The following is a 25,855-nucleotide window of genomic DNA, read 5'->3' as shown; positions in this document are numbered from 1 at the left end:
AGCCGGGCTGGTCCATTTTCATAGGAGCAACCTCATGTTCCCCGACCTCATCTCACGCGCACCCGACTTCGAGCACCAGCTTGGAGCCTGCGTCAACGCCATGGGCCAGGACGACGCCATCGGCCAGATTCTGGTATTCCAGCGCACGCACGGCACGCTGCACATGCGCCATATCGCCAGCGCCGACCTGATGGACACCGACATTGACGACTACGAAATGGTCGTGTTCGACGGCGGCAACACCAGCGGCGACACGTGGAAGCACGTCTTCTTCCCGCGTCCGCGCGAGCACTACTTCGTGTACGAAGCCTGACCCGACCAGCCCCTTTCGAGGGGCTTTTTCTTGTGCGCCCAGCATGGGCGCACTCTTGGAGGTGCAAGTCCTCCCGTGAGCTGGCCACAGTGAACGAAGCGAAGCGCAACTGCGTAAGGGTGACCGAGCGTGGGGAGGAAGCGTGGAGCGTAATCTGCGAGCCGATGGACAAGAATCGGATATGAGGCGCTGCCGAGCAGGGCGAGCGGGCAAGGAATCGCGAAGCTCTCGTGGCCAAGGCGAAGCGGCGTAAATCCGGCGGTTGTGCAGAGAAGGAGTGCGTTCTTACCTGGGGAGATCTCGCTTTACGCCTGAAAGGGCGACGGTGCTTGATCGGAGCGAGAAGTCAGCAGAGGCCGTAGTAGTCGAATAGCTGAGCCACTGTAGGCTCGAAACACCAGACGAAGGGCCGAACGAGAAGGAGCATCAAACGTCTTGTCGATGAGCCGTGCATTGCATCAGATGCCTGTGAGAACGGGGCGGGGCGTCCAGGATCGAGGTGAAGCCTCGATGCTACCGTCCAGCGATGAAGCACGCCTCCCGCGCCAAGGGTTGGGGGATGCAGGGCGATGCCTGTTGGAACAGGTTGTCGCACAGGAGAATATGCAGCGCGCCTGGAAGCGCGTGAAGGCGAACAAGGGAGGTGCTGGGGTGGATCGCCTGGACATAGTGCAGACCGAAGCCCACCTCAGGCAGGTATGGTCGAGTATCCGACGGCAACTGCTGGCGGGAACCTACCAGCCATTACCAGTACGGCGCGTATGCATACCGAAACCAGACGGAAGTGAACGAGAGCTGGGCATCCCCAGTGTGACCGACCGTCTGATCCAGCAAGCGCTGCTGCAAGTGCTGCAACCGCTGATTGATCCCACTTTCAGCGAGCATAGCCATGGATTCCGGCCAGGTCGCCGAGCCTGGGATGCGGTTTTGTCTGCCCAACGGTATGCCCAAGAAGGCTACTGCGTCGTGGTGGACGTTGATCTGTCCCAGTTCTTCGACCGGGTCAACCACGACATCCTGATAGAGCGTTTGAGTAGGCGCGTGAATGATGCTGGCGTGATCCGGCTGGTGCGGGCCTATCTAAATGCTGGAATCATGGATGGTGGTGTAGTGATCGAGCGATTGGAAGGCACGCCGCAAGGTGGGCCACTGTCGCCACTACTGGCTAACGTGCTGCTCGACGAGGTGGATAAAGAGCTTGAACGCAAAGGACATCGTTTTGCCCGTTACGCCGACGACTGTAACGTCTATGTGCGCAGCCAGAAGGCTGGCGAGCGGGTGATGGCCCTCCTCAAACGCTGCTACGACAAGCTGCGCCTGAAGATCAATGAATCGAAAAGTGCAGTGGCGAGCGTGTTTGAACGTAACTTCCTCGGATACTGCTTATGGCAAACCCACGATGGTGAGGTGCGTCGTGCCGTTTCGAAGAAGGCACTGGGGGTGTTCAAGCAGCAGATCAGGCAGCGTACTCGCCGTAATGGCGGGCGCAGCCTTGCCGAGGTGATCGAAAAGCTTTGCAGCTATCTGCCGGGATGGAAAGGCTACTTCAGCTTGGCGCAAACCCCGCGAGTCTGGCGAAGGCTGGATGAGTGGATGCGTCGAAGGCTACGAGCCCTTCAACTCAAACAGTGGCGACGCGGCAAGACGATCTACCGGGAACTGCTTCGTTTAGGGGGTACGCAGAGCGTGGCGCAATCGGTTGCGGCGCTGAGTCGCCGCTGGTGGCATAACAGCCTGACTGCCGGACACCAAGTATTGACGATCAGCTATTTCGATCGTCTGGGCATGCCAAGACTCTCCTGACCTCAACATCTCGAACCGCCCGGTGCGGACCCGCATGCCGGGTGGTGTGGGAGGGGAACGGCGGTAGCCGTCCCCTATCCCGATTCCACGGCGTGCTGGAAAGACGGGAGCGACCGAATGCGCATTGTTTGCTGTCGCGCGCGCGAGGCCCGGACATGCTGCCCCCCATGCCTGCTGACGTTGTCAGCGACATGCCAGGCAACCATCGGTCTTCGAGGTTGCCGCGCAGTTCCCACTGCGTGACCGAGCCAGCTCGCACCGCATCCATCCGCGAGCGGCCACCAGTCCTGGTGGCGGATGCTTTCGCCTTATCAACCCACCGCGGGGTTACGCACCTTTCCCCGCATGCGTGGGGCCGGTGTGTCTCCGCTTCATCCCAATGGAGATCCACCATGAGCACCACGTCCAACGAGAAATCGTATTTCGACCTCCACACCTCGGGCATCGGGTACATCCAGCGTGCCCGCGAGGTTCCCGTCCGGGGCGGCCGCCGTGCGCAGCCCTTCCTGGCATGCACCATCGCCGCACTGGTCGGTTCCGCCAAGGACCCCAGCTACCGCTACTTCGACGTCAAGGTCTCGGGTGCCGAGGCCAAGAAACTGGTCGAGCGCTACATCGGCGTTGACGATCCCAAGCAGCGGCCCCTGGTGCGCTTCCGCCTCGGCGACCTCTGGGGCGATGCGTACATCCGCGACAAGGGTGAGCACAAGGGCCAGGCCGCCGCGTCTCTGAAAGCACGACTGCTGAAGGCCGAGCCGCTTGACCGGGCCGAACTGGCTTCGATCAAGCAGCACGAGCTGATCACCCGCGGCATCGGCTACCTCAGCCGTCCGAAGGACGTCTCCCCCAAGGATGGCGATCCGTTCCTGTCGTGCTGCGTCGCGGCACTGGCCGGGCCTGTCGGTGAACCGGAATATCGGTACTTCGACACCATCGTCGCCACCCCTGAAGCCGAGCACCTGGTTCGCCGGTGCGTGCAGGCCATCGAAGGGGACCGCAAGGTGCTAATCGCCTTCCGTCTGAACGACATGAAGATCGATCCGTACATCCACACCAAGGGCGAGCGCGCCGGGGAACCGGGAGCGAGCCTGGAATCGACGCTGGTCCACATCGGTCTCATCAAGATCGACGGCACCCAGGTCTATCCGACGAGCCAGGCGCAAGCCGAGGCGCCGCAAGCCGAGGACACACCCGCGCCCGAAGCCGAGGTTGCCGCCGACACCGCTGCCGACCAGCCTGTCGAGCCCGCCGAGCGCGAGCCCGCAGGCGAAGTCGAGGAGGAGCCGGCATTGGCTGCTTCGTTCTGAACCGGCATGGCCCCTCACGGGGCCTTGCCGTTCTCATCCCCGCAACCGCTGCGCCCCTTGGCGCCCAGCGCGTCTGCGTTCTTCATCCCCCGAGTTCCGCGTGGTTTCAGGGCCGCGCGGTTGTCGCATTTCTCCAAGGAGAACAACCATGTCTCTGGCATCCCGTTTTGCCCCGCAGTCCCCGATCCTGCGTTCCGATCGCCCACTCTCGGATGACCGCATCCGTTCCGTTGCTCCATCGATCTTTGCCGACGCTCCGCATGGGAGCCGGTCCGAACGGTATGCCTACATACCGACCGCGACCGTGCTGACCAAGCTGCGCCAGGAGGGGTTCGAGCCCTTCATGGTGTGCCAGACCCGCGTGCGCAACGAAGACCGGCGCGAATACACCAAGCACCTCATCCGACTTCGCCATGCCAGCCAGATCAACGGCGACGAGGCGAACGAGATCATCCTGCTCAACAGCCACGACGGCACGAGCAGCTACCAGATGCTGGCAGGCATGTTCCGGTTCGTCTGCCACAACGGCCTGGTCTGCGGTGACACCACCGCCGACATCCGCGTGCCCCACAAGGGCGACGTGGCAAGCCAGGTGATCGAAGGTGCTTACGAAGTCCTCGAAGGCTTCGAGCGCGTGCAGAACTCGCGCGACGCGATGCGCACCATCACCCTCGATGAAGGCGAAGCGGAAATATTTGCGCATTCCGCCCTCGCACTCAAGTATGACGACCCGGCCAAGTCCACGCCTGTCACGGAAAGCCAGCTTCTGACCCCGCGACGGTGGGACGACCGCAAGGGCGACCTGTGGGCCGTCTTCAACCGCGTCCAGGAGAACCTCGTCAAAGGGGGGCTGAGTGGACGCTCGGCCAACGGCCGCCATCAACGCACCCGTCCGGTGCAAGGCATCGACCAGAACCTGCGCCTGAACCGGGCGCTGTGGCTCCTGGCCGAAGGTATGCGCCAACTCAAGGCGTGATGCCAAGCGGACCTCGCCCATCTCGGGCGAGGCCCATTCCCTCTCATCCACCGGGTGCCGTCGGCGGCCCGTCATTCATCATCAGGAGAACCATCATGGCAACCACATCGGCGCCCGAGAGATCGGTATCGCCCATCGTCGTTCCGGGCCAGCTCACGCTGCGCACCATCCGCGGCAAAAACGGCCCGTTCACGGTGGGTCGCCTCGCCACGCACCTCGGTGTGTTCGAGGTCAAGGACCCCGAGCTGGAGCAATATCCCGAAGGCAAGTACGACGGGGAGTTCATCATCCGCTACATCTTTCCGAGGTCCTATCCGGTCGGTGGCGGCATGCGGTTCGAAATCCGCGCCAGCCTCGACGGAATGACGCTCAACGGCATCGACAAACTGAGCCGTGACGAAGCACGCAGTTTCGCCACCCAGGATGTCGATCCCCTCGATGAAGAGCAAGGGACGCAGCCTGCGGCAACGCCGGCCAAGCCCGCCAAGGTGTCCAGGCCCGCCAAGCCCGCCCCCGAGCAGGTGTCTGCGGACCCTCTCGTCGATACCACGCCCTTCGGCGTGGATGCACCGACGCCCGCTGCGGCTGCTGCCCCCGGCGGCACCGAAGACGGCGACGCCGGACTGTTCGGCCTGCTCTGGCCGCTGGGCGAGTCCGTGAAACTGGATTCGACCATCGACCGCCGCACCTTGCGCGCGCAGATCGCCCGCCTGGGTGAACTGGGTTACGCGCTGGACTTCAAGACGCAGGAGTGGAGCCGCCAGGCCGAACTGCAACCTGCGTGATCGCAGACGCCGCATCCGCGGTGTTCTTCATCCACCCGCCGGGGTTACTTCCCCATGCGGGGGAGGCTCCGGCTTTCTTCTGGAGGTTTTCATCATGTCCACCATCGCTTGCGATGCACCTCATTCCACGCTGGACGAACCCGCGTGGCGCGCGGTCTGCAAGACGGCCGCCGAGCACGCCCAGCGTGGTTGCGGCCTGTCCTGGGATCACTGGGTCACGCTTTTCAGTTCTGAGATCGACACGCAAGCCAGTCGATTGCCGCAGGACCAGCGCACTCAAGCGCTGGAGATCGCAGCCCGGGAATGGGACTACGCAACGCCTGCCGAACGGCAGGAAACCCAGGACTGGAATGCGGAGCATGGTCACTGCTCGCATGGGATCGAGTTCGGCTACTGCCCGGCCGGTTGTGATCGCGACGATGACGACTGGGACTGAGGGCAAAGCATAGGTTCCTTCGTCGCACACGCGGCATTCCATCACCCGCTGGGGGTTCTCCCCCACGGGGAGGCTTCCGGCTCCATTCTTCAGGAGGCCTCTCATGGGCTGGTATTTCTCCCCCCAATCGCGGTCTGAATTGATCGCGGAACTGATCGCACCGCAAGTGACCGAGCGCGCCAGCGTCAAGGTCATCGCCCACGCGCTGCGCGGCAACGTCCTCTGGTCCGTCGCGGAAGTGACGGCCAGGGCCGAAGGCGTGCATCGTGATCTCGCACCGGGCCAGTCCCTGCGCTACATCCGTTGCGATCTGCTGGAACGCAGCGGCAACCAGTGGGGCTACAAGCCGCTGGACGAGTCCATGCACCCGTACTACTACTCGTGCCCGTTGAGCTACCTCGACATGGCGCCGGAGCAGTCCGCCGACTGGCGTGCAGGCGTTCGCGCCTACCACGCGCGGCGGCGCACCCCCACGGCATCCACGGCACCCGCCGCGGCGCTGTTGGCCTGAGCCAGGAGGAACCGACATGGACCCGATCCTGGCTGCGCTCCCCGCCTCGCTGTTGAAACTCGTTGAAGGCAGTTTGTCCAACGACGAAGTTTCCTCCGACGAGGAAATGCTGGGGTACTTCATCGACAACGGCCTCACCGAGGAGCAGGCACGGCAGGCACTGACCTACCGCGACCAGTACCTCAACAACATCTACCTGGACGGCTTCACGCCGATCACCGCGGTGGACGAGGCGCTTCACTTCAATCCGCACACCCGGCAGTTCGAGCCGGACTGAGCGACTTTCTCCCACCCCCTGGGGCAGTACTTGCCCCAGGGGGGCGGTGCTGTTCCCGTTCATCCGAGGACACCACCATGCCCGCAAACACTTCTTCCACGCTGTACCGCATCGACGAATGCCCGGACGTGATGGCCGACGCCTGCGTCGGCGATGACCAGGGCAACCTGATCTTCCTGTCCATCTGGGCACGCGACACCGCCGTCCAGCAGTTCCTCGCTCGCCTGACCCTCGGGCGCGACGAGCAAGGACTGGACCAGTTCCACGTCATCACCAACCAGGGCGGCAGCGTCCCGGTGTTCATCGGCAACGTCGATCGACTGGAAAAGCGCATCACGCGCGCCTACCGGCGAACGCTGTTCGGATCGCTCTCCAACGTGTGGCTGTTCGACCGGCGCTGCGTCAAGCCCGACAAGGCCAACGCCAGCGCGCTGGCATTGCTGCCACGCGATAGCGCCCACCGGCTTGACCGCCTGTGGATGCTGGTGCGGGACACCTGCCCGTTGCCGCTGCTCGACCACTGGCGCGAGACCGTGCTGGAACTGCTGCAAACCCGCGAGATGCTGGCCCGCCTTCCGTTCGCCCTCGGGCCACTGGAAGGCCATCGGCTCGCCATCGACGTGCCGGCGCTGACCCTGGCGCTGGGTTCCCTGATCCGCAGTGACGTGCTCACCGCCTATCCCTATCCGGCCAAGATCTGGACGCCGGAAGCGGTAGCGGCTTGACCCACCCTCGGAGGCACGCCTTGGCGTGCTTCCGCCATTCCTTCCCGCCAACCAGGAGACTTCCATGGCCCTCATGTTCCCGCGGCTCGCCCGCAATTTCGCCAAGAACGGTTACTACCCGACCGACGAACCCACGCTCGAAAGAGCCCTCAACGCACTGATGCCCAGCGACGGGCCGATGTGCATCCTCGATCCCTGCGCCGGCGAAGGCGTGGCGATCGCCGAAGCCGCCCATGCCCTCGGGCGCGAGCAGGCCAAGGCGTTCGCCGTCGAGTTCGACGCGGAGCGGGCACGCCATGCCCGCGGCCTGGTCGATCACTGCCTGCACGCGGACCTGATGGACACGATGGTCTCCAAGCAGTCGTTCGGGCTGCTCTGGCTCAACCCGCCGTATGGCGACCTGTCCAAGGACGTCAACGGCAACATCGGCTACCAAGGTCAGGGACGTGCCCGCCTCGAAAAGCTGTTCTATCAGCGCAGTCTGTCGTTGCTGCAATACGGCGGCGTTCTGGTCTTCATCGTCCCCGGCTACGTGCTCGACGCGGAACTGGTCGGCTGGCTGACACGCCACTACACGGACCTGCGCATCTACCGAGCGGTGGAGACGCAGTTCAAGCAGGTGGTGATCTTCGGACGCCGGGTGCGCCAGCGCGAGCTGGCGTCGGATTCGGGCAAGGCCGTGCGCAATCTGCTGCTGCAGATTGGGCTTGGCGAAGTCGAACCCGAGGAACTGCCGAGCGATTGGCCGTTCCTGCCGTACATCGTCCCCGCCAGTCCGGCCGAGCCGGAGTATTTCTTCCGCGTGACGATGGAGCCCGAGCAGTTCGCCGATGAAGTCGGCAGGCTGCAAGGCCTCTGGCCGTCGCTGGACACGCACCTGGGGGCCGCGCAGCAGTCGCTGCGTCCACCGGCGCGGGCCTTGTCCCACTGGCATCTCGCCCTGGCTCTGGCCGCGGGCGCGATCTCGGGGGTTGTGCGCTCCAAGACCGGGCGCGTGCTCGTCGTCAAAGGTGACACCCACAAGGACAAGACGCTCCAGCGGGAATTCACCGAACGGGAAGACGGCTCCATCGCCGAGACCCGCATCCTCACCGACAAGTTCGTGCCCGTCATCCGCGCATGGGACATGACGCCTGGCTCCCCGACACGGGGCGAGGTGCTGACCATCCGCTGATCCACCGGACGCCCGACGTCCCGCTGCACTTCATCGAAGGAGAAACACCATGTTCCCCAATCCGTTCAAGCGGCCCGCGCCGCACAAGCAACCCTTGTTCGCACCGGCCTCGTTGCAGTTGAGCGAGAAGGTGCATTGGCTGGCCCGCCGAGGTCTCATCGACCCCTTGTCCTATGTGCAGCGCCACGTGCGCGGCGACTGGGGCGAGATCGACGAGGCCACCCGCCAGGCCAACGATGTCGCACTCGATCAGGACAACCTGATGATCTCCCAGTACCGGATCACGCCGGAACTGGTGTTGATCGTGAAGACCAGCGAAGACCACCAGACCACGGTGGTCCAGCTTCCCGAAGAGCGCGACCTGATCTGAAGGCACCGCCTCGTCATCCCATCCACCTGACGGAGCCACTTCACTCCGCCAGGGGTGTCGTGGCTCAATAACCTTTCAAGGAGGAGCCCATGGCATCACATCGCATCGAAACCTACTGCCAGAGGCTGGCGTTCCCCATCGGGGCGCTTATCTTCAGCAGAGCCGTTGACCACCTGGTCCGCGCAGGTCGGCTCGACCCGATCCCGTACTTCAGGCGCCACACCCGTGGCGACTGGGGAGACGTCAACGTCCAGCAATGGCAGGCCAACAGCACCGCGCTTCAATCAGGTGCTTCGCTGGAGTCGCACTACGTGATCCACCCAGGGCTGGCCATTCGCATCGTTACCGACGCGCAGCGCAGCGCCACCGTCATCGTGTTGCCGTCCGAGGACTGAGCACGGTTCACCCGCAGGCCACCCAGGCCCGCACCTTCAACCTTCGGCCACGCGCCGATTCTCTTCCCACTCCGGGGCATGCCATTGCCCCGTTGGGGGTGGTGCATGCCCCATTTTCTTTGGAGCATCACCATGTCCCTCGATCTCGAAACCACTACCGCTGAAGCCACGCCCGTGCAGGGCGAACTGCTCGACGCGGAATCCAACCCTCTGACCCTGAGCCTTCAGGATTTCGTCGGCGAGTTCGGCGACGAACTGCTCGACGCCCTCAACAGCGCCAATCCGCCGGTCTATACCGGCCAACCGCAGGCGCACCGGCAAGTCATCGTCGCCAGCCTCAAGCGCAAGCTGTTCCCGGCCCAGGCCGAAGTCGTCCACGCTGCTGCCGAACTGCTGATCGACCGTGGCGAACGCGCCGCGATCGTCAACGGCGAGATGGGCTGCGGCAAGACGACCGTCGGCATCGCCACGGCCGCCGTCCTCAACGCCGAAGGCTACCGCCGCACCCTGGTGCTTTCGCCACCGCACCTTGTTTACAAGTGGCGGCGCGAGATCCAGGAGACGGTAGCGGGCGCCAAAGTGTGGGTGCTCAACGGGCCGGATACGCTCGTCAAGCTCATCAAGCTGCGTGAGCAGTTGGGTGTGCAGCCCACGGGTCAGGAGTTCTTCGTCCTGGGCCGCGTGAGGATGCGGATGGGCTTCCACTGGAAGCCCGTCTTCACCACGCGGCGCACCCGCCACGGCGACGTGGCAGCGTGCCCGGACTGCGGCACGGTCATCACCGACCTCGACGGCGAGCCGGTCAACCCGGTCGCGCTCGAAGCCGAGGAGTACCGCAGGAAGTGTGGCCATTGCGCTGCGCCCCTGTGGACGCTGATCCGCCCGAGAAGCCTGTCCGGCAGCGACCAATCCTCGGCCGTCCTCAAAGCCTTGAAGCGCATCCCGACCATCGGGGAAATCACCGCGCAGAAGCTCATGAAGCGCTTCGGTGATGGTTTCCTTGCCTCGATGTTGGGGGACAACGTGCATGAGTTCATCAACCTCATGGACGGCAACGGCGAGCTGGTGTTTTCCGACCGTCAGGCCACGCGCATGGAACGTGCGATGGCCAGCATGGAGTTTGGCTTCGGTGAGGGCGGCTACCAGCCGTCCGAGTTCATCAAGCGCTACCTGCCGCAAGGCACGTTCGACCTGTGCATAGCGGACGAGGCTCACGAGTACAAGAACGGTGGCAGTGCCCAGGGCCAGGCCATGGGCGTGCTGGCGGCGAAGGCTCGCAAGACCTTGCTGCTGACAGGCACGCTGATGGGCGGCTACGGGGACGACCTGTTCTACCTGCTGTTCCGAGCCCTGCCTGGGCGGATGATCGAAGACGGCTACCGCCCGACCACGAGCGGCAGCATGACCTCGGCGGCCATGGCGTTCATGAGGGACCACGGGGTCCTCAAGGACATCTACTCCGAAAGCACCGGCACGGCGCACAAGACGGCAAGGGGCACCAAGGTATCGGTGCGCACGGTCAAGGCTCCCGGCTTCGGGCCGAAGGGGGTCTTGCGGTGCATCCTGCCGTTCACGATCTTCCTCAAACTCAAGGACATCGGCGGCAACGTCCTGCCGCCGTATGACGAGGAGTTCCGTGAAGTCGCAATGGACACGGCGCAAGCCGCGGCCTACCGCGACCTGGCGGGTCGGCTGACCGCGGAGCTGAAACAGGCTCTGGCGCGACGCGATACGACGCTGCTGGGTGTGGTGCTCAACGTGCTGCTGGCCTGGCCGGACTGCTGCTTCCGGTCGGAAACCGTGGTGCATCCGCGCACGCGCAACACCTTGGCGTTCGTCCAGGCTCAGTTCAACGAGTTCGAGGTGACGCCGAAAGAGCGCGAGCTGATCGACATCTGCAAAGAGGAGAAGGCGCAGGGCCGCAAGGTTCTGGCCTACACGGTCTATACCGGCACGCGCGACACCACGTCGCGCTTGAAGGTATTGCTGGAGCAAGAAGGTTTTCGGGTGGCAGTGCTGCGCGCAAGCGTGGACGCCAGCCGCCGCGAAGACTGGATCGCCGAGCAACTGGACCGTGGCATCGACGTGCTCATCACCAACCCCGAGCTGGTCAAGACGGGCTTGGACCTGTTGGACTTCCCGACGATCGTTTTCATGCAGTCGGGCTACAACGTGTACTCGCTCCAGCAGGCGGCACGCCGCTCCTGGCGCATCGGACAGAAACAGCCGGTGCGCGTGATCTACCTCGGCTACGCCGGTTCCTCGCAGATGACCTGCCTGGAGCTGATGGCCAAGAAGATCATGGTCTCGCAGTCCACCTCCGGCGACGTGCCCGAATCGGGCCTGGATGTGCTCAACCAAGACGGTGATTCCGTCGAAGTCGCGCTGGCCCGGCAACTGGTCGCCGCCTGATCCCCACGCCAACGCCGGCCTCGCGCCGCCGGCTTTCCATTGTTCCCACCTTGCAGCCACGCCCACGGTCTCCGTGGACGTGGCTGCATCTTCACTGGCCCCTTCGGGGGCCTTTTTCTTTGGAGGGAGGCTTTCGGTAAATCGGGCGCTGCCTGGTTCGCATTGTTTGCTGCCGCTCGTGGCCCGAGCGGCGATGGTGAGGGCTCGATGTTTCAGGACGACGCGCCATGTGCCCCTCTCCACCCTGGTTTCACCATCCCGAACGCCGCCTGCTGGCGGGTTTTCTCGGCCTGCTTTGGTCGGTGCTGGCCGGTGGCTGCGCGACGACGACCGCGCCGGTCGCGCCCCACACCATCGAGGAAGTCTCGGCCGCGCCCGAACCCGAGGCGCCGGAGTACATCCCCGTCGTGCGCTACGGCCGCTATACCCTCGTGGAACTCGCACCCACGGCGGCGCAGCGCGACCTGCTTTTGCAGACCATCGATGTCGCCATGCCGGAAGACGCCCGCGCCACGGTCGGCGACGGGCTGCGGCATGTGCTCAGGCGCAGCGGTTACCGACTCTGCGAAACCGCGCATGCCGTGGTCGAGCTGTACGCACTGCCACTGCCGGCAGCGCACTTGCACCTCGGCCCCATGACCCTGCGCGATGCGCTGCTCACGCTGGCTGGCCCGGCCTGGGAACTGCATTCGGATGACCGCGCACGGCAAATCTGCTTCGAGCGGCCCGGCGACAGCATGGCCGCCGACAACGCCCACGCGCTGCCCGCCACCGAGGCGGCGCAGACCTTTCCGCTGGCGCCCGCGGCATCGGGAGGCCAGCCATGAACAGCCCGCAGCCCGCCCATCGTTCAACGGCCGCCGTGGTGGTGCAGAGCCTGATGTGGCTCTGGCTGATCGGCCTCAGTGTCCTCGTTGCCCTGGGTTACCAGGCGATGAACGACCAGGCCGACCAGGAGCGCCTCGATTCCCGCCTGCAACGCCTCGAAGCGCAGGCAACAGGCCTGGCCGAGACCATCGAGGCCATCCAGCAGCGTCCGGCCGTCGCAACGGCGGCGGATCTCAAAGACATCCGCCAATTCCTGGAAGCTCGTGCAGCCCAGGTCGAGAAAACGCTGAGCGCCTATGCCGCTGCCGACGACCTTCAGGCGCTGCGCGCCGAAGTCGAGCAGGTCAAGGCGCGGCAGACCGCTGCGCGCGCCGCTACACCCGCCCAGCCGCGCACCAGGAACAAGCCCACCGCCAAGCCCGAACCACCGCCGCTCCCGTTCCGCATCGTCGGGGCCGAACTGCGTGCCGGCGAGCGCAGCGTGTCCGTCGCGCCAAGCAATGGCGACTTCACGCCCGACCAGCTTCAGGTGCTGCTACCCGGCGATGCGGTCGGCCCGTGGCGCTTGCAGGCCGTCGAGGGCAACACCGCCGTGTTCCAGGCCGGCGACCAGACCCGCCGCGTGGCGATCCCCTGACCGGAGCAGATCGCATGAAGCCATCGATCATCCTTTCCGCGCTCTTGCTGGCGTCCACCCAGTGGCCCGCCTGGGCGCAGCAGCCCGCCACAGCCCCCGCCCGCAATGCGCAAAGCCAGGAGCGCCCGCTGGTCGCTCGCGTTCTGGATGACCGGGTGGCGAGCGACTGGGGCCTGCAACCGCAGGAGTGGGCGCGCTACCGCGAACTGATGGACGGGCCGCTGGGCATCTACTCGCCCAACCTGGACCCGCTGTCGGCCCTGGGCATCGAGGCCCGCACCGACGAGGAACGGCGCCGCTACGCAGAGCTGCAGGTGCAGGTCGAAGCGCGCCGCGTGGAGAAGCTGCTTGCCTATCAGCGCGCCTACGACGAGGCCTGGCAGCGCCTGAACCCCGGCATGCAGCGAGTGAACCTGCCGGACGACAAGCCGGTCGCCGGAGCCACGCGCGGCTCCGGCCGCACAGCGGTGTTCGTCAAGGACGGCTGCGATGCCTGCGGCCAGCTCGTGCAGCGCCTGCAATCGGCGGGCACCGAATTCGATCTGTACATGGTCGGCAGCCGCCAGGACGACGGGCGCATCCGCGACTGGGCCAAGCGCGCGAACGTCGATCCGGCGCGCGTGCGCCGCGGCACCATCACGCTCAACCACGACGGCGGTCGCTGGCTGTCGCTGGGCCTGCCCGGCGACTTGCCCGCAGTCGTGCGCGAGGTGAACGGCCAATGGCAGCGCCAGCCGTAGTCGCCACCTCTGTTTCGCAGTTCTTGCGCGCACTGACGCTCGCCGCCGGCCTGTGCGCCTGCGTCGCCCAGGCCCAGGCCCAGGAGGTTCCGCCGCCGGCCTACCAGCTCGCCGCGCAGCGCGCAGGCATCCCCTCGACGGTGCTCTACGCCGTGGCCTTGCAGGAGAGCGGCATCCGCCGCAATGGGCGCATCGTCCCGTGGCCGTGGTCGCTCAACGTCGCCGGCCAGTCGCGCCGCTATGCGACCCGCGCCGACGCCTGCGCGGGCTTGCAGCGGGCGATGCGCTCCACGCCGCACACGCGCATCGACGCGGGTCTGGGCCAGATCAACCTCGGCTACCACCAGCAGCGCTACGCCACCGCGTGCGACCTGCTGGACCCGTACCGCAACCTCGCCATCGCCGCCGAGATCCTGCGCGAGCAGCACACCCCCGGCGAGGACTGGTTGCTCGCGATCGGCCGCTATCACCGTCCTGCGGGCGGTGAGCCCGCCGCCCGCTATCGCCGCAGCGTGTCGCGCCACCTTGCCCGCGTACAGGGCGCGCGCGCAACCGCCGCGGTTCTCGCCGCACGCCAGGAGACATCCCCATGACGACATCCCATCTGGCCTTGCGGGGCCTGCTCGTACTGCTGGCAGGCTTGCCGCTGGCCTCGCTTGCCGGCGAGCCGCTGATCGTGGTCGAAGACCGCGGCGGCGCGTCGGCGCTGCCGTACTACGAAGCCCTGAACCTCCAGCCGCGTGCCAACGCGCCGGCCCGGCCGCCGATCCCGACACCCCAGGTTCCCGCCACGCCGGCGGACGAGGCCGCGATGCTGCCGGTGCGCAGCGCCAAGCTCACGCCCGGCACCGTCGCGCGGCGGGTCATCGAGGCCCCGGGCCTGCGTCCTTTCGTGGTCGTCGGCGACGACGAGGCGTCCCATGCCTGGCTTCGCCGCCAGGCGACCGCGCTGCGCGAGCGTGGCGCGGTCGGCCTGGTGGTCAACGTCGAGACCATGCAGGGCCTGGCGCGGCTGCGCGCACTGGTGCCCGGTGTACCCCTCGCGCCCGCGTCCGGCGACGACCTGGCCGAGCGCCTCGGCTTGCGGCACTACCCGGCGCTGATCACGGCCACCGGCATCGAGCAATGAAGCCATGTCGGGGAAACAGCCGGTCGAGGTACTGCTTCGCCCAGCGGTGGAGCTATACACCGTTGCCGCATGCGCGGGCGCCGCGTTTCTGTCCCTGGTGGCCCCATGGTCGCTCGCGCTGAGCCCGTCCATGGGCGTCGGCAGCGCGCTGGCGTTCGGCGCCTACGGCGCGATCCGCTACCGCGATGCCCGCGTCATCCTGCGCTACCGGCGCAACATCCGCCGCCTGCCGCGCTACGTGATGACCAGCAAGGACGTGCCGGTCAGCCAGCAGCGGCTGTTCGTGGGGCGCGGTTTCCTGTGGGAGCAGAAGCACACCCATAGGCTGATGCAGACGTACCGGCCGGAGTTCCGCCGCTACGTCGAGCCGACGCCGGCCTACCGGCTGGCTCGACGGCTGGAAGAACGATTGGAGTTCGCGCCGTTCCCGCTGTCTGGGCTGTCCGCGCTTACCGGCTGGGACGTGCCTTTCAACCCGGTGCAGCCGCTTCCGCCCGTGGGCGGCTTGCCCCGTCTGCACGGCATCGAGCCCGACGAGGTGGACGTCAGCTTGCCGCTCGGCGAGCGCGTCGGTCACTCGCTGGTGCTGGGCACCACGCGCGTCGGCAAGACCCGGCTGGCCGAACTGTTCGTGACCCAGGACATCCGGCGCGTGAACGCCGCGGGCGAGCACGAGGTGGTGATCGTCATTGACCCCAAGGGCGATGCCGATCTCCTGAAGAGGATGTACGTCGAGGCCAAGCGCGCGGGCCGCGAAGGCGAGTTCTACGTCTTTCATTTGGGCTGGCCGGACATTTCCGCGCGCTACAACGCCGTGGGGCGCTTCGGCCGCATCAGCGAGGTGGCCACCCGCGTCGCGGGGCAGCTTTCCGGCGAAGGCAACAGCGCGGCGTTCCGCGAGTTCGCCTGGCGCTTCGTCAACATCATCGCGCGCGCCCTGGTGGAACTGGGACAGCGACCGGACTACATGCTGATCCAGCGGCACGTCATCAACATCGACGCGCTGTTCATCGAGTACGCCCAGCATTACTTCGCCAAGACCGAGCCCAAGGCCTGGGAGGTGATCGTCCAGATCGAGGCCAAGCTCAACGAGAAGAACATTCCGCGCAACATGATCGGGCGCGAGAAGCGCGTGGTGGCGCTGGAGCAGTACCTCTCGCAGGCACGCAACTATGACCCGGTGCTGGATGGTCTGCGCTCTGCTGTCCGATACGACAAGACCTATTTCGACAAGATCGTCGCCAGCCTCTTGCCGCTGCTGGAGAAGCTCACCAGCGGCAAGATCGCGCAGCTCCTGGCCCCGAACTACTCCGACCTGGCCGACCCGCGCCCGATCTTCGATTGGATGCAGATCATCCGTAAGAGGGCCATCGTCTATGTGGGCCTGGATGCACTCTCCGACGCCGAGGTCGCCGCAGCGGTCGGCAACTCGATGTTCAGCGATCTCGTGTCGGTCGCCGGGCATATCTACAAGCACGGGATCGACGACGGCCTGCCGGGCGCATCGGCCGGTGCGCGCGTGCCCATCAATGTCCACGCCGACGAATTCAACGAGTTGATGGGCGACGAGTTCATTCCATTGATCAACAAGGGGGGTGGCGCAGGCCTCCAGGTCACCGCGTACACGCAGACCCTCTCGGACATCGAGGCCCGCATCGGCAACCGCGCCAAGGCCGGTCAGGTGATCGGCAACTTCAACAACCTGTTCATGCTGCGTGTGCGCGAAACCGCGACCGCTGAACTGCTGACTCGGCAACTGCCGAAGGTCGAGGTCTATACCACCACCATCGTCAGCGGCGCGACCGACAGCTCCGACATTCGCGGGGCGACGGATTTCACGTCGAACACCCAGGACCGCATCAGCATGTCCAGCGTGCCGATGATCGAGCCGTCGCACGTCGTCGGCCTGCCCAAGGGCCAGTGCTTCGCGCTGCTGCAGGGCGGCCAGCTTTGGAAAGTGCGCATGCCGCTGCCGGCCCCGGACCCGGACGAGGTGATGCCGGCAGACTTGCAGCAACTGGCCGGGTACATGCGCCAGAGCTACAGCGAAGCGACGCAGTGGTGGGAGTTCACCAGCGCCCCGGCATTGCAGGACGCAGCCTTGCCTGATGATCTGCTGGATGACGCCGCGCTAGCCGAACCGGCCGCCTTTGGCGCAGGCGATACGGATAGCGACGAGGCAGCGCCATGAGCGACGCGGCCAGCACCACCCAGCGAGAGCAGAACCGCCGTCGGGGTTTGATTATCGGCACGATAACGCTGCCATTTCGGCTGCTCGGGGTGCTGATCGGCTCGCTGCTGTTCTCGATCGTGATGGAGTGCGTCGGCATGCACCTGTTCTGGAAGGATCAGGGCTGGCGCCATTCCCAGCAGATGTTGCAGTACGAGCTGGGGCATCTGTCCAGCCACTTCACGCGCAGCGTCGTCGTACAGGAGCCGGGCCGCACGGCGCACGAACTGGTGGATACCGGCTACGAATGGGTTTTCGTGCGCTCGGGGCTGCTGGAGCGTATGAGCCAGACTGCCGAGCGTGCGCGCACGCCCAGCCAGGGGCAGACGCTCAATTTCCGCTACTACATCAGTCAGGTCTATGTCTGGGCCGAGAACTACCTGATTGCCGCGGCCTTCACCACCCTCACGTTCCTGGTGCGCCTGCTGGTTCTGGTGCTCACGCTGCCGCTGATCTTCACCGCGGCGTTCGTCGGCCTGATCGACGGTCTTGTGCGGCGGGACGTGCGCCGGTTCGGCGCGGGCCGGGAATCCGGCTTCATCTACCACCGCGCGAAGGCGAGCCTGATGCCGCTGGCCGTGCTGCCGTGGATCACGTACCTGGCCTTGCCGATCTCGGTGCATCCACTGCTGATCCTGCTGCCCAGCGCCGCCTTGCTGGGACTGGCCGTGAGCCTGACTGCGGGTAGCTTCAAGAAGTACTTATAACCACACACAGCACCGAATATCGACGTTCGGTGCATATTTAGAACCGAAAGAGATCAAGAGCTCTCCGTCCGGAGCAGCCACTCAATCTGTCGCCGTGCTGTGGAGATGATCTGTCCAAAGATTCGCTCCTCAACATCCGGCTCACGATTTCCAGTAGGAAAGTCGGCAGACCTGCCTCCACCGACCAACAAAACCTGAACAGCAGAGCCAACGTACTTTGTCAGTTCATGCCTATAGCCGATTGCCTGTACGTAATCACCGTGATTCAGCGCGTGGCTTGGCCGTTTGAATTCGATCAATAAGTACTTGCCGCTCAGATTCTCGTTGAGAAGCAGGTCAGGACGTTTGTCGGCCTTGTCTCCCGTATAGACCTTCCCAAGAACATCTTCCACTTGTCGCCGCAATGTGCTGTTTGAGCTGAACAGGGAATACTCCGGACCAAACACCCACAAGTTACGTTCCAGGGCTTTGTGCAAGACGGCCTCGGTAGTTGTTGCGTCACGAACAAGCAGTTCCAGTTGATCAAGAAAAACTTGGCGCGCTGCGGCTTGCTGAACCAGGAATGCCATCTCTGCCAAGCCAAACTCATCCAGCCGCTCGGCCACCACTGCAACGTCGCTCGAAGTTGCTTCCGCAATGTGCTCAAGAAGAATACGGTAATCGGATCGTTCCATTGCCTCCAGCAACACATTCACCACCGGCTCGACCTTGCTCTCCGGTTCGCCGTAATACTTGTCGAGGATTTTCTTGATCGCCCGATCTGCAAAAACCCTTTTGTGTTCCGGCAGCGCTGAGAGTCGAGTAAGGATCGCTTTTTGCAGTCGAGCCTGTGCAAGCTGGATCTCTTGCCGGTACTGCTGCTCATACGCCTCCCGGAGAATGGGCTGGACGTATGCCTCAACCTCCTTCAAAAGTTCACTATTCTCAACGGCAGCATCCCAACCAGCAGTGATGTGATCGCGCAGTCCGTCCGCCTCGACTTCGCCGTAGAGCTTGCGAAGTAACTTGCGCGGGAAGTCATCCCGTTGATCCAAGCCAAAGAATCCTGGCCGCCCCACGGCCTTGCCATCCACGCGCAAGGTAATGCCAGGCTGACGCAATCCTGACTTGCCATCGCTGATAGAGAACCGCAGTTTCACCTTGCCCACATTTGGCAAGGACTGATCCTGCTCTGCATAACGCCCTGATACGTCGTCAACATCCAGACGCTTGTCGTCAACCGTGATCGCGAAGTCATCCTGCCGACCGTAATCCTGTAACAGGATCTGGCGTAGGCGGTTGGCATCCGGGTAAGCCAAACCCTGGTGCAAGTCGTTGAGCGTAATGGTTGTCCCGTGGAGTTCGGGCGCGCACGGTTCGCTGTGCAAGCTGATATCCAACTGCTCGATATCTTCAACGCGCGCAAGGTCATCCAAGCGCAGCGAAATCCGGCACAGGCGGCCGCGCGCACGCGTTTCGAGCATCATGGTGGCCGCCGCCATGAGGCCAGAAAACTTGCCGATGCCTTTTCTGCCCTTGACCGGGCGGCTCTTCCCGGCGGTACGTTCTCCGCGCCGTGAGCGGCGATCGGATGCAATGGCCAAATAATGCCGCCGCAGCTCCTCTTCGGTCATACCGCTTCCATCGTCCTCAATGACGATGGAGCCACCGCTCAGTGGCTTCGGGAGAGTGACAGATACGTGCTCGGCGTCGGCATCCCACGCGTTATCGACGAGCTCCTTCAACGCCCGCTCTGATGACGGGTATTCCTGACTCAGCAATGTGGCGAGTCGGGAATCAACCTGAAAACGCAGCTGGGCACGGCTCATATCAACGCTCCTTCAAATCAGTCCTTCACTTCGAACCGCAGGAAATCGGCCAGCCGCTTCGACTCTGCGATTTCATCGTGTGGCACCAGGATGTATTTCCACGGCTTGCCACCGACGTTTCTGGCGTGATCTGAAGCGTATTTGCACCAGCGCAATGCCGCCGCAGCCTTGGCGACGACTTCATCCGATTTCAGATCGTCGCGCTTCTTGGTCTCGGCCAGCAGGATGAACGCATCCATTTCCACCACGAAATCCGGCACGTACTCCGGCTGCTCGGTGCCGAGCTTGTAGTAGATCTGGAACTGTCCCTTCGCGGGCTTGAACCACTTGTTCGCGTCGCGTTCGAGGATGACGGCGAAGCGGCGCTCGGTGTCCGAGTCGAACTTTTGCAATGGGTAAAGGCACTTGGTGAACCCGCCGAACAGCATCTGCTTGATGCGGCCCACGTCCTCCACCGTTTCGCGGAAATGGCGCGGGGCTTGTCCCGCCGTAGCGGTGTAGTTGCAGGCTTTCAGTTCCGTGAAGCCGCGACTGACCTGCACCTCGAACTCGGTCGCTTCCTCGAAGAAGTGCGCCATCATCTGCGAGTGGATTTCCTTTGCGATGGTCTTGCGCTGCCCATTCAGCACGTTGACCGCCTCGGATTCCGAGAGGTAGCTCTGCAGGTGCCGCACCATCTGGCCCGCCAGGTCATAGAGCAGGTCGGCGTGGGTGAAGTAGTCGATGTCGTCGAAGTCCACCAGCGCGTGGACGATGTAGTCCTCCGGGCGCTGTTCTTTCAGGCCGATTTCCGCCGCCAGCGCAAATTGTTCGTTGGTGCGCAGCATCTGGCCGACGATCTCGCGCTCGCCCGGTTGCAGGCGAAGCTGGCTCACGTCCAGCAAGAACGGGCGAAAGCCGGTCGTGACCTCACCCTTGGGTACAACGGCAATGCGCGGGATGTCGATAGTCTGTTGCACCACGATCTCGGTGGTCTTGGCTACCACTTTGGTCAGATCAATCACCGGTGCCGCATCGTCCGCGCCTGCCAGCAGGTTGCCCTGCATCGGCTTCAGGCGTTCTGCCACCTCCGCTTGAATGACCTTCTGCACCTCGGGCGTGAGCAGTGCGCCACTGGTCGGCACTAGATCACGCTGCGTCTCCAGCTTGCCGATGACTTCGATCACCACGCGCGCCGCTTGCTTCTCGGCCTCGGTGGTGAACACCGGCGTCGGCGCGGGTTTTGCCTCGCCACCATCCGAGTCAGAGTAGGCAGCCGCCGAGGCTGGATCAACTGCGGGCGCGGCATCCGCCAGTCCAAGCCGCGCTGCAGCACCGGAGCCGACCTGCACGCTTACCTTCTTGTCGTCGGCACTGGGCACGTCGAGGATGATCTGCTTCAGGCGAATCGGCGAATCGCCACGGTTGGCCTCGTCGATGATCTCCTGAAACTTGTCGTGGGCAACGATGTTCAGGCGATCCACCGCCGCCACGCCGGTGCGCTTGCCATAAGGCAGGCGCAGGCCGCGCCCGATGCTCTGCTCGATCAGCGTGCGCGCGTTGGCGGCGCGCAGCGGCACGATGGTGTAGAGGTTGGTCACGTCCCAGCCCTCCTTGAGCATGTTGACGTGAATCACGATCTCGGTCGGCTCGTCCACACTCTCCACAGCCAGCAGGCGCGAAATCATCTCTTCCTCTTCCGCGCCGGTGCGGCTGGAATCGACCTGGATCACCTTGCCCGCGTAACGCCCTTCGTAGAAGGCTTCCGATTCCAGAAGTGCCAAAAGACTCGCAGCGTGCGTGGTGTCGCGTGCGATGACGAGCATGAAGGGCTTCACCGGCTTGACACCGTTCTCGCGGGCATAAGTGAGCAGCTCGACCTTCGTGGTTTCGTGCAAGCGCACGCCGTCTTCCAGCTTGGTCTTCTCCACTTCTTCCGGCGTGTGGTCGCTGGCCTTGAAGTTGCGTTGGGTGACAACCGCAGGCTCCTTGACGAAACCATCCTCCATCGCCCGCGCCAGCGGGTAGTCCATCACCACGTTCTTGAACGGCACCGGCCCCTTGCTGCTTTCGACGAACGGCGTCGCCGTTACTTCCAGGCCGAACAGCGGCTTCAGCTCGTTGATGGCACGCACGCCCGCGCTGGCGCGGTAGCGGTGCGATTCGTCCATCAACAGCACCAGATCGGGCAGGTTCGCCAAGTGGTTGAAGTAGCTGTCGCCCAGCACTTCCTTCATCCGCTTGATGCGCGGCTCCTTGCCGCCGCGCACTTCGGAGTTGATCTTGGAGATGTTGAAGATGTTGACGCGCACGTCGTGGGCGAAACCCTGCGGTTGGTCGTCCACCGCTGCGCCAGTCTGGTCGTAGTTGTCACCGGTGATGATCAGCGGTGGCTGCTGCGCAAACTCGGCAATGCCCTTGAACACGTACTTCGGCGTGTTGCGTGTGAAGTCCGTGATCAGCTTGTTGTAGATGGTCAGGTTGGGCGCGAGCACGAAGAAGTTGTTGATGCCATGCGCCAGATGCAAATAGGCGATGAACGCGCCCATCAACCGCGTCTTGCCGACGCCCGTGGCCAGCGCGAAGCACAGCGAGGGAAACTCGCGCTCAAAGTCCTCCAGCGTGGGGAACTCGGCCTTCAGCGTGGAAAGAACGGCGGCGATATCCCGCTCATGGCCCAAGAGGTCAGGCGAGGTTTCGAGCGCGCGAACCAAGCGTTTGAGAGATTCCTCCTGCGGCGGGCGCAGCGACAGACGACCGGTGACGGCGTGCAGGACACGGCTGTTCATTACTCGTTCTCCCCAAACAGACCGCCCTGATTCAAATGCGCAGCGGGCACTTTCCTGCTCTTGGTTTTCTTGTTCGCTCCGGCGGCTGCCGAGGCATCAACGGGATCGGGCTTGGCCATCGGCAGGTTCGCCACGTTGAGGCTGTAGTCGTCGTGGCCCCATTCGCAGCGGGCCAGCACCATCTTCGGAATCTTCTTCAAGGTCAGGTTCGGCCAGCGTTCTGCCGCCTTCGCCGCTGTCACGCCTCGGAAGGCAGAGCAGCAGACCAGCAGGCTCCGGTCGGAACCCACTTCGTCGGAGAGTGCCTGCAACTGGTCGGCAGACAAGTTCTGCGTGGTAACGTAGATGAAGTCGCGCTCGCTGGAGTGGCCGTGCTGCCACCACTGCACCTCGGAGGGTGCGTAGGTAAAACCTTCCACTTTCGCCAGCGCTTCGGCTAGTTGCGCGGCGTTGTATTCAGGATTGATGACCGGGTTGCCCCAGCGGTCGTTGACGATCAGGCTGGGCGCGAGGCTGTAGTAGCGGAAGCCGCCTCCGCCTTGCCAGTTCACGCTTTCCGTGACGCCGCCTTTGTCTTCACCGGCGATGACTTTCTGCAGGCGCGGAATGATGTGCGTGTGACAGTGCTCTCCCAGTTCCACCATGATCCAGCGAAGGCCCATCTTGTGCGCGACCGCGCCAGTGGTTCCAGAGCCAGCAAAGGAATCGAGGACAAGATCCCCGGGGTTAGTAGACATATCAAAAATGCGCTTCAGCATGTCTTCTGGCTTTGGAGTATCAAAAACATCTTCTCCAAACAATGTCTTTTGATGCGCCTTGGTTTGCCGTGTTGTGTCGAGGTCATTCCATATCGTTGGATAAGGCCGCGATGGACTATCCGGTGCAAACTCTCGGGTATACGGAATCCAGCCGGTTTCGCGCTTTTTCCAAATCAACTCGTTTTTTTCAATCAAATCCTCAACAGAGGTTTTCCCCATTGCCCATCGTGCCTCCCTGCCATCATCGTGAATCGGCAGTACTTCCGTTCCGTCAGGAGCGGTTAATGGAAAGAACATCGACGGACGGTCAGAGCGAAGGCTATTCTTGCCGTTCTTTTTCAAGAGACGGTCGCGATACGGTCTGTCAGATTCGGCATCTGGCTTACGGTACGCCGCCAATATCGAATCATCGTATTTCTGTCTGAATGGGCGAGATCCAGGAGTTTTCGTAAAACACAACAAATACTCGTGATCTGGCGTGATTGGTACTTTGTTATCGTTCGGGCTATCTACCTTTTTCCAGATAAACGTCGTGACGAAACAAGCTCGTCCAAACACCTCATCGCACAGCACCTTCAGGTATTGCGCTTCGTTGTCGTCAATAGTGATCCACAGCGAACCATCATCTGCTAGCAATCGCCGAATGATCTCCAGCCGGTCGCGCATCAGCCCCAGCCAAATGGAGTGTTCTAATCCATCGTCGTACTGCTTGAACGCGCTGCCTGTGTTGTAAGGCGGGTCAATGAACACGCACTTCACCTTCCCCGAGAAATCTTGCTCGAGAGCCTTCAGCGCCAGCAGGTTATCTCCGAAGATCAGCCTGTTATCGAAGATATCGTTCTCTGTAACGCGATGCTGGGCGTGGTACGACTTGTCCGGGTCTTCGAGCAGAATGCGCGGCTCCAGCTTGGGGCGCTTTTCCTTGCCGATCCATGTCAGTTCTAGTTTTTGCTTGCTCATGGCATCGCTCTCATAGTTGGGGGGCCTTGCCCGACAAGTAGTCGAGCAGGCGCTTGCGCGGATAGGCATCCGCCGCAGTATCGATATTGCGCAGAGTGGGTAGCGTTGGATCGGCGGTCAGCGCGAAATGCGTTTCCATCAGGTCGGCCATGAACGAGGCGACGCTGCCCTGATTGCGGAAGTAGGCCAGTGGCCCCTCGCCGAGCAGGCGTTGCCGCCCGAGGTCGAAGGTCTGCTGCCGCAACTCGTCGAGCGGCTGGCTGATCAAGCCGGGAATTGCTGCGGCGTCCATGACCGTCGCCGCGCCGATGCGTTGGCGCAGGCGCTTCATCATCACAGCCGTGATGACATGAGTGGCGTGGCGGTAGATCAGCTTTTCTTGGCTGCGCGCCGCCGCCTTCTGCTCGTAGTCGACCACCAGCGTGCGGATGGCCCGGTGGCACAGCACGGCGTTGAGCAGGGCCACGCCGGTCAGGGTGGCCGGGAACAGCGCCTGGTATTCGGCGGATTCCGGATTGGCCAGCCGCGCCGGTTCGCTTTTGAGCCAGACCGCGTAGCGCGGATCGTCCTGGCGCGAGGCGAGCGCGCGCAGCGCCTCGTCGAGCGAAATAGCCTGGAGGCCGGTGGCCGAGGCTTCCGGACGGTAGTGGTAGGCGAAGCCGAGATGCGCGATTTCTTGCCGCAACCGCTCCTGGTTTTCGTCCAGCGAAGCGAAGTTCGCTGTCTGCACTGGGTTCTGGTGGTTGCGCGCCTTGGTGACGCGCTTACCGAACGGGCCGTCCGCCGGGGCCTTGATCAAGGTGAGCATCACCTTGGCATCGTCGATGTTGCTGCCTGGATGCTGGGCCACGAACTCGGCGGCGGACGCGACCGTCTGCGCGCCGTTGATGATCGACAGGCCACGAACCTTGAACTTCCGGAACCCACTGCTGGGGTTCTTTCCCTTCAACTCAATCTCGTCGCAGACCGCCGTCACGCCGTTGTTGAGGTAGAAGAAGCTGCCGGGATCGTCGCGCAGGGTCGTCTTGATGGCCTTGTTGACGTCGGATCGGCTGCTGCCGAGGAAGTAGCGGATGTTGCGCTCGTACAGCGCCTTGCCCTTGTCCTTGTGCAGCGCGACCAGGTCGGTCAAACGGGCGATGCCGTAGTACGTCGTGCGCGGGTTCTCGACCTTCGCGTGCTTCTGCAAGGCGATGTCGGTATGAACCGGCGGATAGGCTTGCTCCGCCAGCAGGTCGCGGGTGATGTCGACTGCCGCGTAGTAGTCCACCTGCTTGTCGAGCCGCTCTTCGTCGAGATCATCGTCGTCCAGCAGCACTTGCAGCGCATCGATGGCCGACTGCGACACACCGTCCCCAGTGTAGGGCACGACCAGTTTGATGCGACTGCACGCATCGAGCGCGCCTTCGATCTCGGCCTTGCGGTTGTGGACGTTCCCATTGAACCCGGTGAAATCCTGCTTCAGCAGCAGCCGGATGCCGGTGCAGAACGATTGTGCTTCATCCTGCTTGAACTGCTCGGATTCCTTCAGCTTGGTTTGCAGGAGGTAGAGCGTTTCCGTGGGGGCGTGGTAGTGGATCGCATCCAGCCCCTTGTCGTTGAAATCGTCCACCACGGAAGCGGCGGCGTCCTTTGGCGTGATGTTGAGCAGCTTGTTCAGGGCGAAGGCGCTGAAGGCACGCGAGAGCTGCTTGGCAGCCTGATCCTCCGGCTTCGCCGCACCCAGGAGGGGCGGAAGGAACGGCACGAAGCGCTCCGCCAGAATCTTCTTCAGGACGGTCATGTGCTGTGGTTCAAGGGCCGCCA

24 protein-coding genes are annotated in these 25,855 nt (G+C 63.6%); 20 read left to right on the top strand and 4 right to left on the bottom strand.

The genetic code is table 11. From position 1 onward, the window contains the following. Positions 1-34 precede the first annotated feature (34 nt). The 20 genes from AC3A84_RS04380 (at position 35) to AC3A84_RS04285 (ending at position 17,755) form a co-directional block, all read left to right on the top strand. Complete coding sequence (locus tag AC3A84_RS04380) at positions 35-313, top strand: hypothetical protein (protein WP_023095516.1); 279 nt, start codon at positions 35-37, stop codon at positions 311-313. A 435-nt stretch (positions 314-748) separates the two neighbouring features. Beyond that, positions 749-2,116, top strand: coding sequence for a group II intron reverse transcriptase/maturase (ltrA, locus tag AC3A84_RS04375; RefSeq protein WP_108233196.1), 1,368 nt, complete (start codon positions 749-751; stop codon positions 2,114-2,116). Between the two features lie 392 nt (positions 2,117-2,508). Beyond that, positions 2,509-3,423 carry a DUF3577 domain-containing protein gene (locus tag AC3A84_RS04370; protein ID WP_033999126.1) on the top strand — a complete coding sequence of 305 codons (915 nt, stop codon included), beginning with the start codon at positions 2,509-2,511 and terminating at the stop codon, positions 3,421-3,423. Between the two features lie 148 nt (positions 3,424-3,571). Then, positions 3,572-4,399: a DUF932 domain-containing protein gene (locus AC3A84_RS04365; RefSeq protein WP_023095514.1), complete on the top strand. Its 828-nt coding sequence runs from the start codon at positions 3,572-3,574 to the stop codon at positions 4,397-4,399. Between the two features lie 95 nt (positions 4,400-4,494). Next, on the top strand, positions 4,495-5,184 hold the full coding sequence (locus AC3A84_RS04360; RefSeq protein WP_023095513.1) for a DUF3275 family protein: 690 nt from the start codon (positions 4,495-4,497) through the stop codon (positions 5,182-5,184). Between the two features lie 94 nt (positions 5,185-5,278). Continuing rightward, on the top strand, positions 5,279-5,620 hold the full coding sequence (locus AC3A84_RS04355; protein ID WP_023095512.1) for a hypothetical protein: 342 nt from the start codon (positions 5,279-5,281) through the stop codon (positions 5,618-5,620). 103 nt (positions 5,621-5,723) lie between these two features. After that, positions 5,724-6,131, top strand: coding sequence for a hypothetical protein (locus tag AC3A84_RS04350; RefSeq protein ID WP_018715756.1), 408 nt, complete (start codon positions 5,724-5,726; stop codon positions 6,129-6,131). Positions 6,132-6,147: 16 nt separating this feature from the next. Continuing rightward, positions 6,148-6,408 (top strand): hypothetical protein, encoded by a 261-nt coding sequence (locus tag AC3A84_RS04345; protein WP_018715755.1) that lies wholly within the window; start codon positions 6,148-6,150, stop codon positions 6,406-6,408. Positions 6,409-6,485: 77 nt separating this feature from the next. Further along, positions 6,486-7,133, top strand: coding sequence for a hypothetical protein (locus AC3A84_RS04340; RefSeq protein ID WP_054667822.1), 648 nt, complete (start codon positions 6,486-6,488; stop codon positions 7,131-7,133). 25 nt (positions 7,134-7,158) lie between these two features. Next, entirely contained in the window at positions 7,159-8,307 is a 1,149-nt protein-coding gene (locus AC3A84_RS04335) for a DUF6094 domain-containing protein (protein ID WP_256959041.1), read from the top strand. Between the two features lie 49 nt (positions 8,308-8,356). Next, the gene (locus tag AC3A84_RS04330) at positions 8,357-8,677 is read left to right on the top strand and encodes a hypothetical protein (protein WP_003050315.1); all 321 of its coding nucleotides are present in this window, start codon (positions 8,357-8,359) and stop codon (positions 8,675-8,677) included. An 89-nt stretch (positions 8,678-8,766) separates the two neighbouring features. After that, positions 8,767-9,072 carry a hypothetical protein gene (locus AC3A84_RS04325; RefSeq protein ID WP_013520771.1) on the top strand — a complete coding sequence of 102 codons (306 nt, stop codon included), beginning with the start codon at positions 8,767-8,769 and terminating at the stop codon, positions 9,070-9,072. Between the two features lie 132 nt (positions 9,073-9,204). Then, on the top strand, positions 9,205-11,484 hold the full coding sequence (locus tag AC3A84_RS04320) for a helicase-related protein (RefSeq protein WP_247723500.1): 2,280 nt from the start codon (positions 9,205-9,207) through the stop codon (positions 11,482-11,484). 227 nt (positions 11,485-11,711) lie between these two features. Further along, positions 11,712-12,311: a PFGI-1 class ICE element type IV pilus protein PilL2 gene (gene pilL2, locus AC3A84_RS04315; RefSeq protein WP_023095504.1), complete on the top strand. Its 600-nt coding sequence runs from the start codon at positions 11,712-11,714 to the stop codon at positions 12,309-12,311. Then, a complete protein-coding gene (locus tag AC3A84_RS04310; RefSeq protein ID WP_023095503.1) occupies positions 12,308-12,949 on the top strand; it encodes a hypothetical protein in 642 nt (213 codons plus the stop codon). The genes pilL2 and AC3A84_RS04310 overlap by 4 nt, the downstream gene beginning before the upstream one ends. A 14-nt stretch (positions 12,950-12,963) precedes the next feature. Then, positions 12,964-13,689, top strand: a complete 726-nt coding sequence (locus AC3A84_RS04305) for a TIGR03759 family integrating conjugative element protein (protein ID WP_033999121.1) — start codon at positions 12,964-12,966, stop codon at positions 13,687-13,689. Then, entirely contained in the window at positions 13,671-14,282 is a 612-nt protein-coding gene (locus AC3A84_RS04300; protein WP_033999119.1) for a transglycosylase SLT domain-containing protein, read from the top strand. Before AC3A84_RS04305 ends, AC3A84_RS04300 begins: the two co-directional genes overlap by 19 nt. After that, the gene (locus AC3A84_RS04295; protein ID WP_023095500.1) at positions 14,279-14,818 is read left to right on the top strand and encodes an integrating conjugative element protein; all 540 of its coding nucleotides are present in this window, start codon (positions 14,279-14,281) and stop codon (positions 14,816-14,818) included. The genes AC3A84_RS04300 and AC3A84_RS04295 overlap by 4 nt, the downstream gene beginning before the upstream one ends. Positions 14,819-14,822: 4 nt before the next feature. Then, entirely contained in the window at positions 14,823-17,009 is a 2,187-nt protein-coding gene (traD, locus tag AC3A84_RS04290; RefSeq protein ID WP_023095499.1) for a type IV conjugative transfer system coupling protein TraD, read from the top strand. Beyond that, a complete protein-coding gene (locus tag AC3A84_RS04285) occupies positions 17,006-17,755 on the top strand; it encodes a TIGR03747 family integrating conjugative element membrane protein (protein ID WP_023095498.1) in 750 nt (249 codons plus the stop codon). The genes traD and AC3A84_RS04285 overlap by 4 nt, the downstream gene beginning before the upstream one ends. Before the next feature lie 53 nt (positions 17,756-17,808). Here the strand turns inward: AC3A84_RS04285 and AC3A84_RS04280 are convergent, their stop codons facing one another. Genes AC3A84_RS04280 through AC3A84_RS04265 form a run of 4 tightly spaced genes read right to left on the bottom strand, consistent with a single transcriptional unit; the run spans position 17,809 to position 25,832 of the window. After that, complete coding sequence (locus AC3A84_RS04280; protein ID WP_023095497.1) at positions 17,809-19,563, bottom strand: ATP-binding protein; 1,755 nt, start codon at positions 19,561-19,563, stop codon at positions 17,809-17,811. A 17-nt stretch (positions 19,564-19,580) separates the two neighbouring features. Further along, a complete protein-coding gene (locus AC3A84_RS04275; protein WP_023095496.1) occupies positions 19,581-22,331 on the bottom strand; it encodes a DEAD/DEAH box helicase family protein in 2,751 nt (916 codons plus the stop codon). Beyond that, positions 22,331-24,049: a site-specific DNA-methyltransferase gene (locus AC3A84_RS04270; RefSeq protein WP_023095495.1), complete on the bottom strand. Its 1,719-nt coding sequence runs from the start codon at positions 24,047-24,049 to the stop codon at positions 22,331-22,333. The genes AC3A84_RS04275 and AC3A84_RS04270 overlap by 1 nt, the downstream gene beginning before the upstream one ends. 10 nt (positions 24,050-24,059) lie before the next feature. Further along, positions 24,060-25,832 carry an AIPR family protein gene (locus AC3A84_RS04265; protein WP_228383604.1) on the bottom strand — a complete coding sequence of 591 codons (1,773 nt, stop codon included), beginning with the start codon at positions 25,830-25,832 and terminating at the stop codon, positions 24,060-24,062. Between the last annotated feature and the right edge of the window lie 23 nt (positions 25,833-25,855).

The organism is Paracidovorax sp. (assembly GCF_057642795.1).
This window is presented reverse-complemented; position numbering and strand designations above follow the sequence as displayed.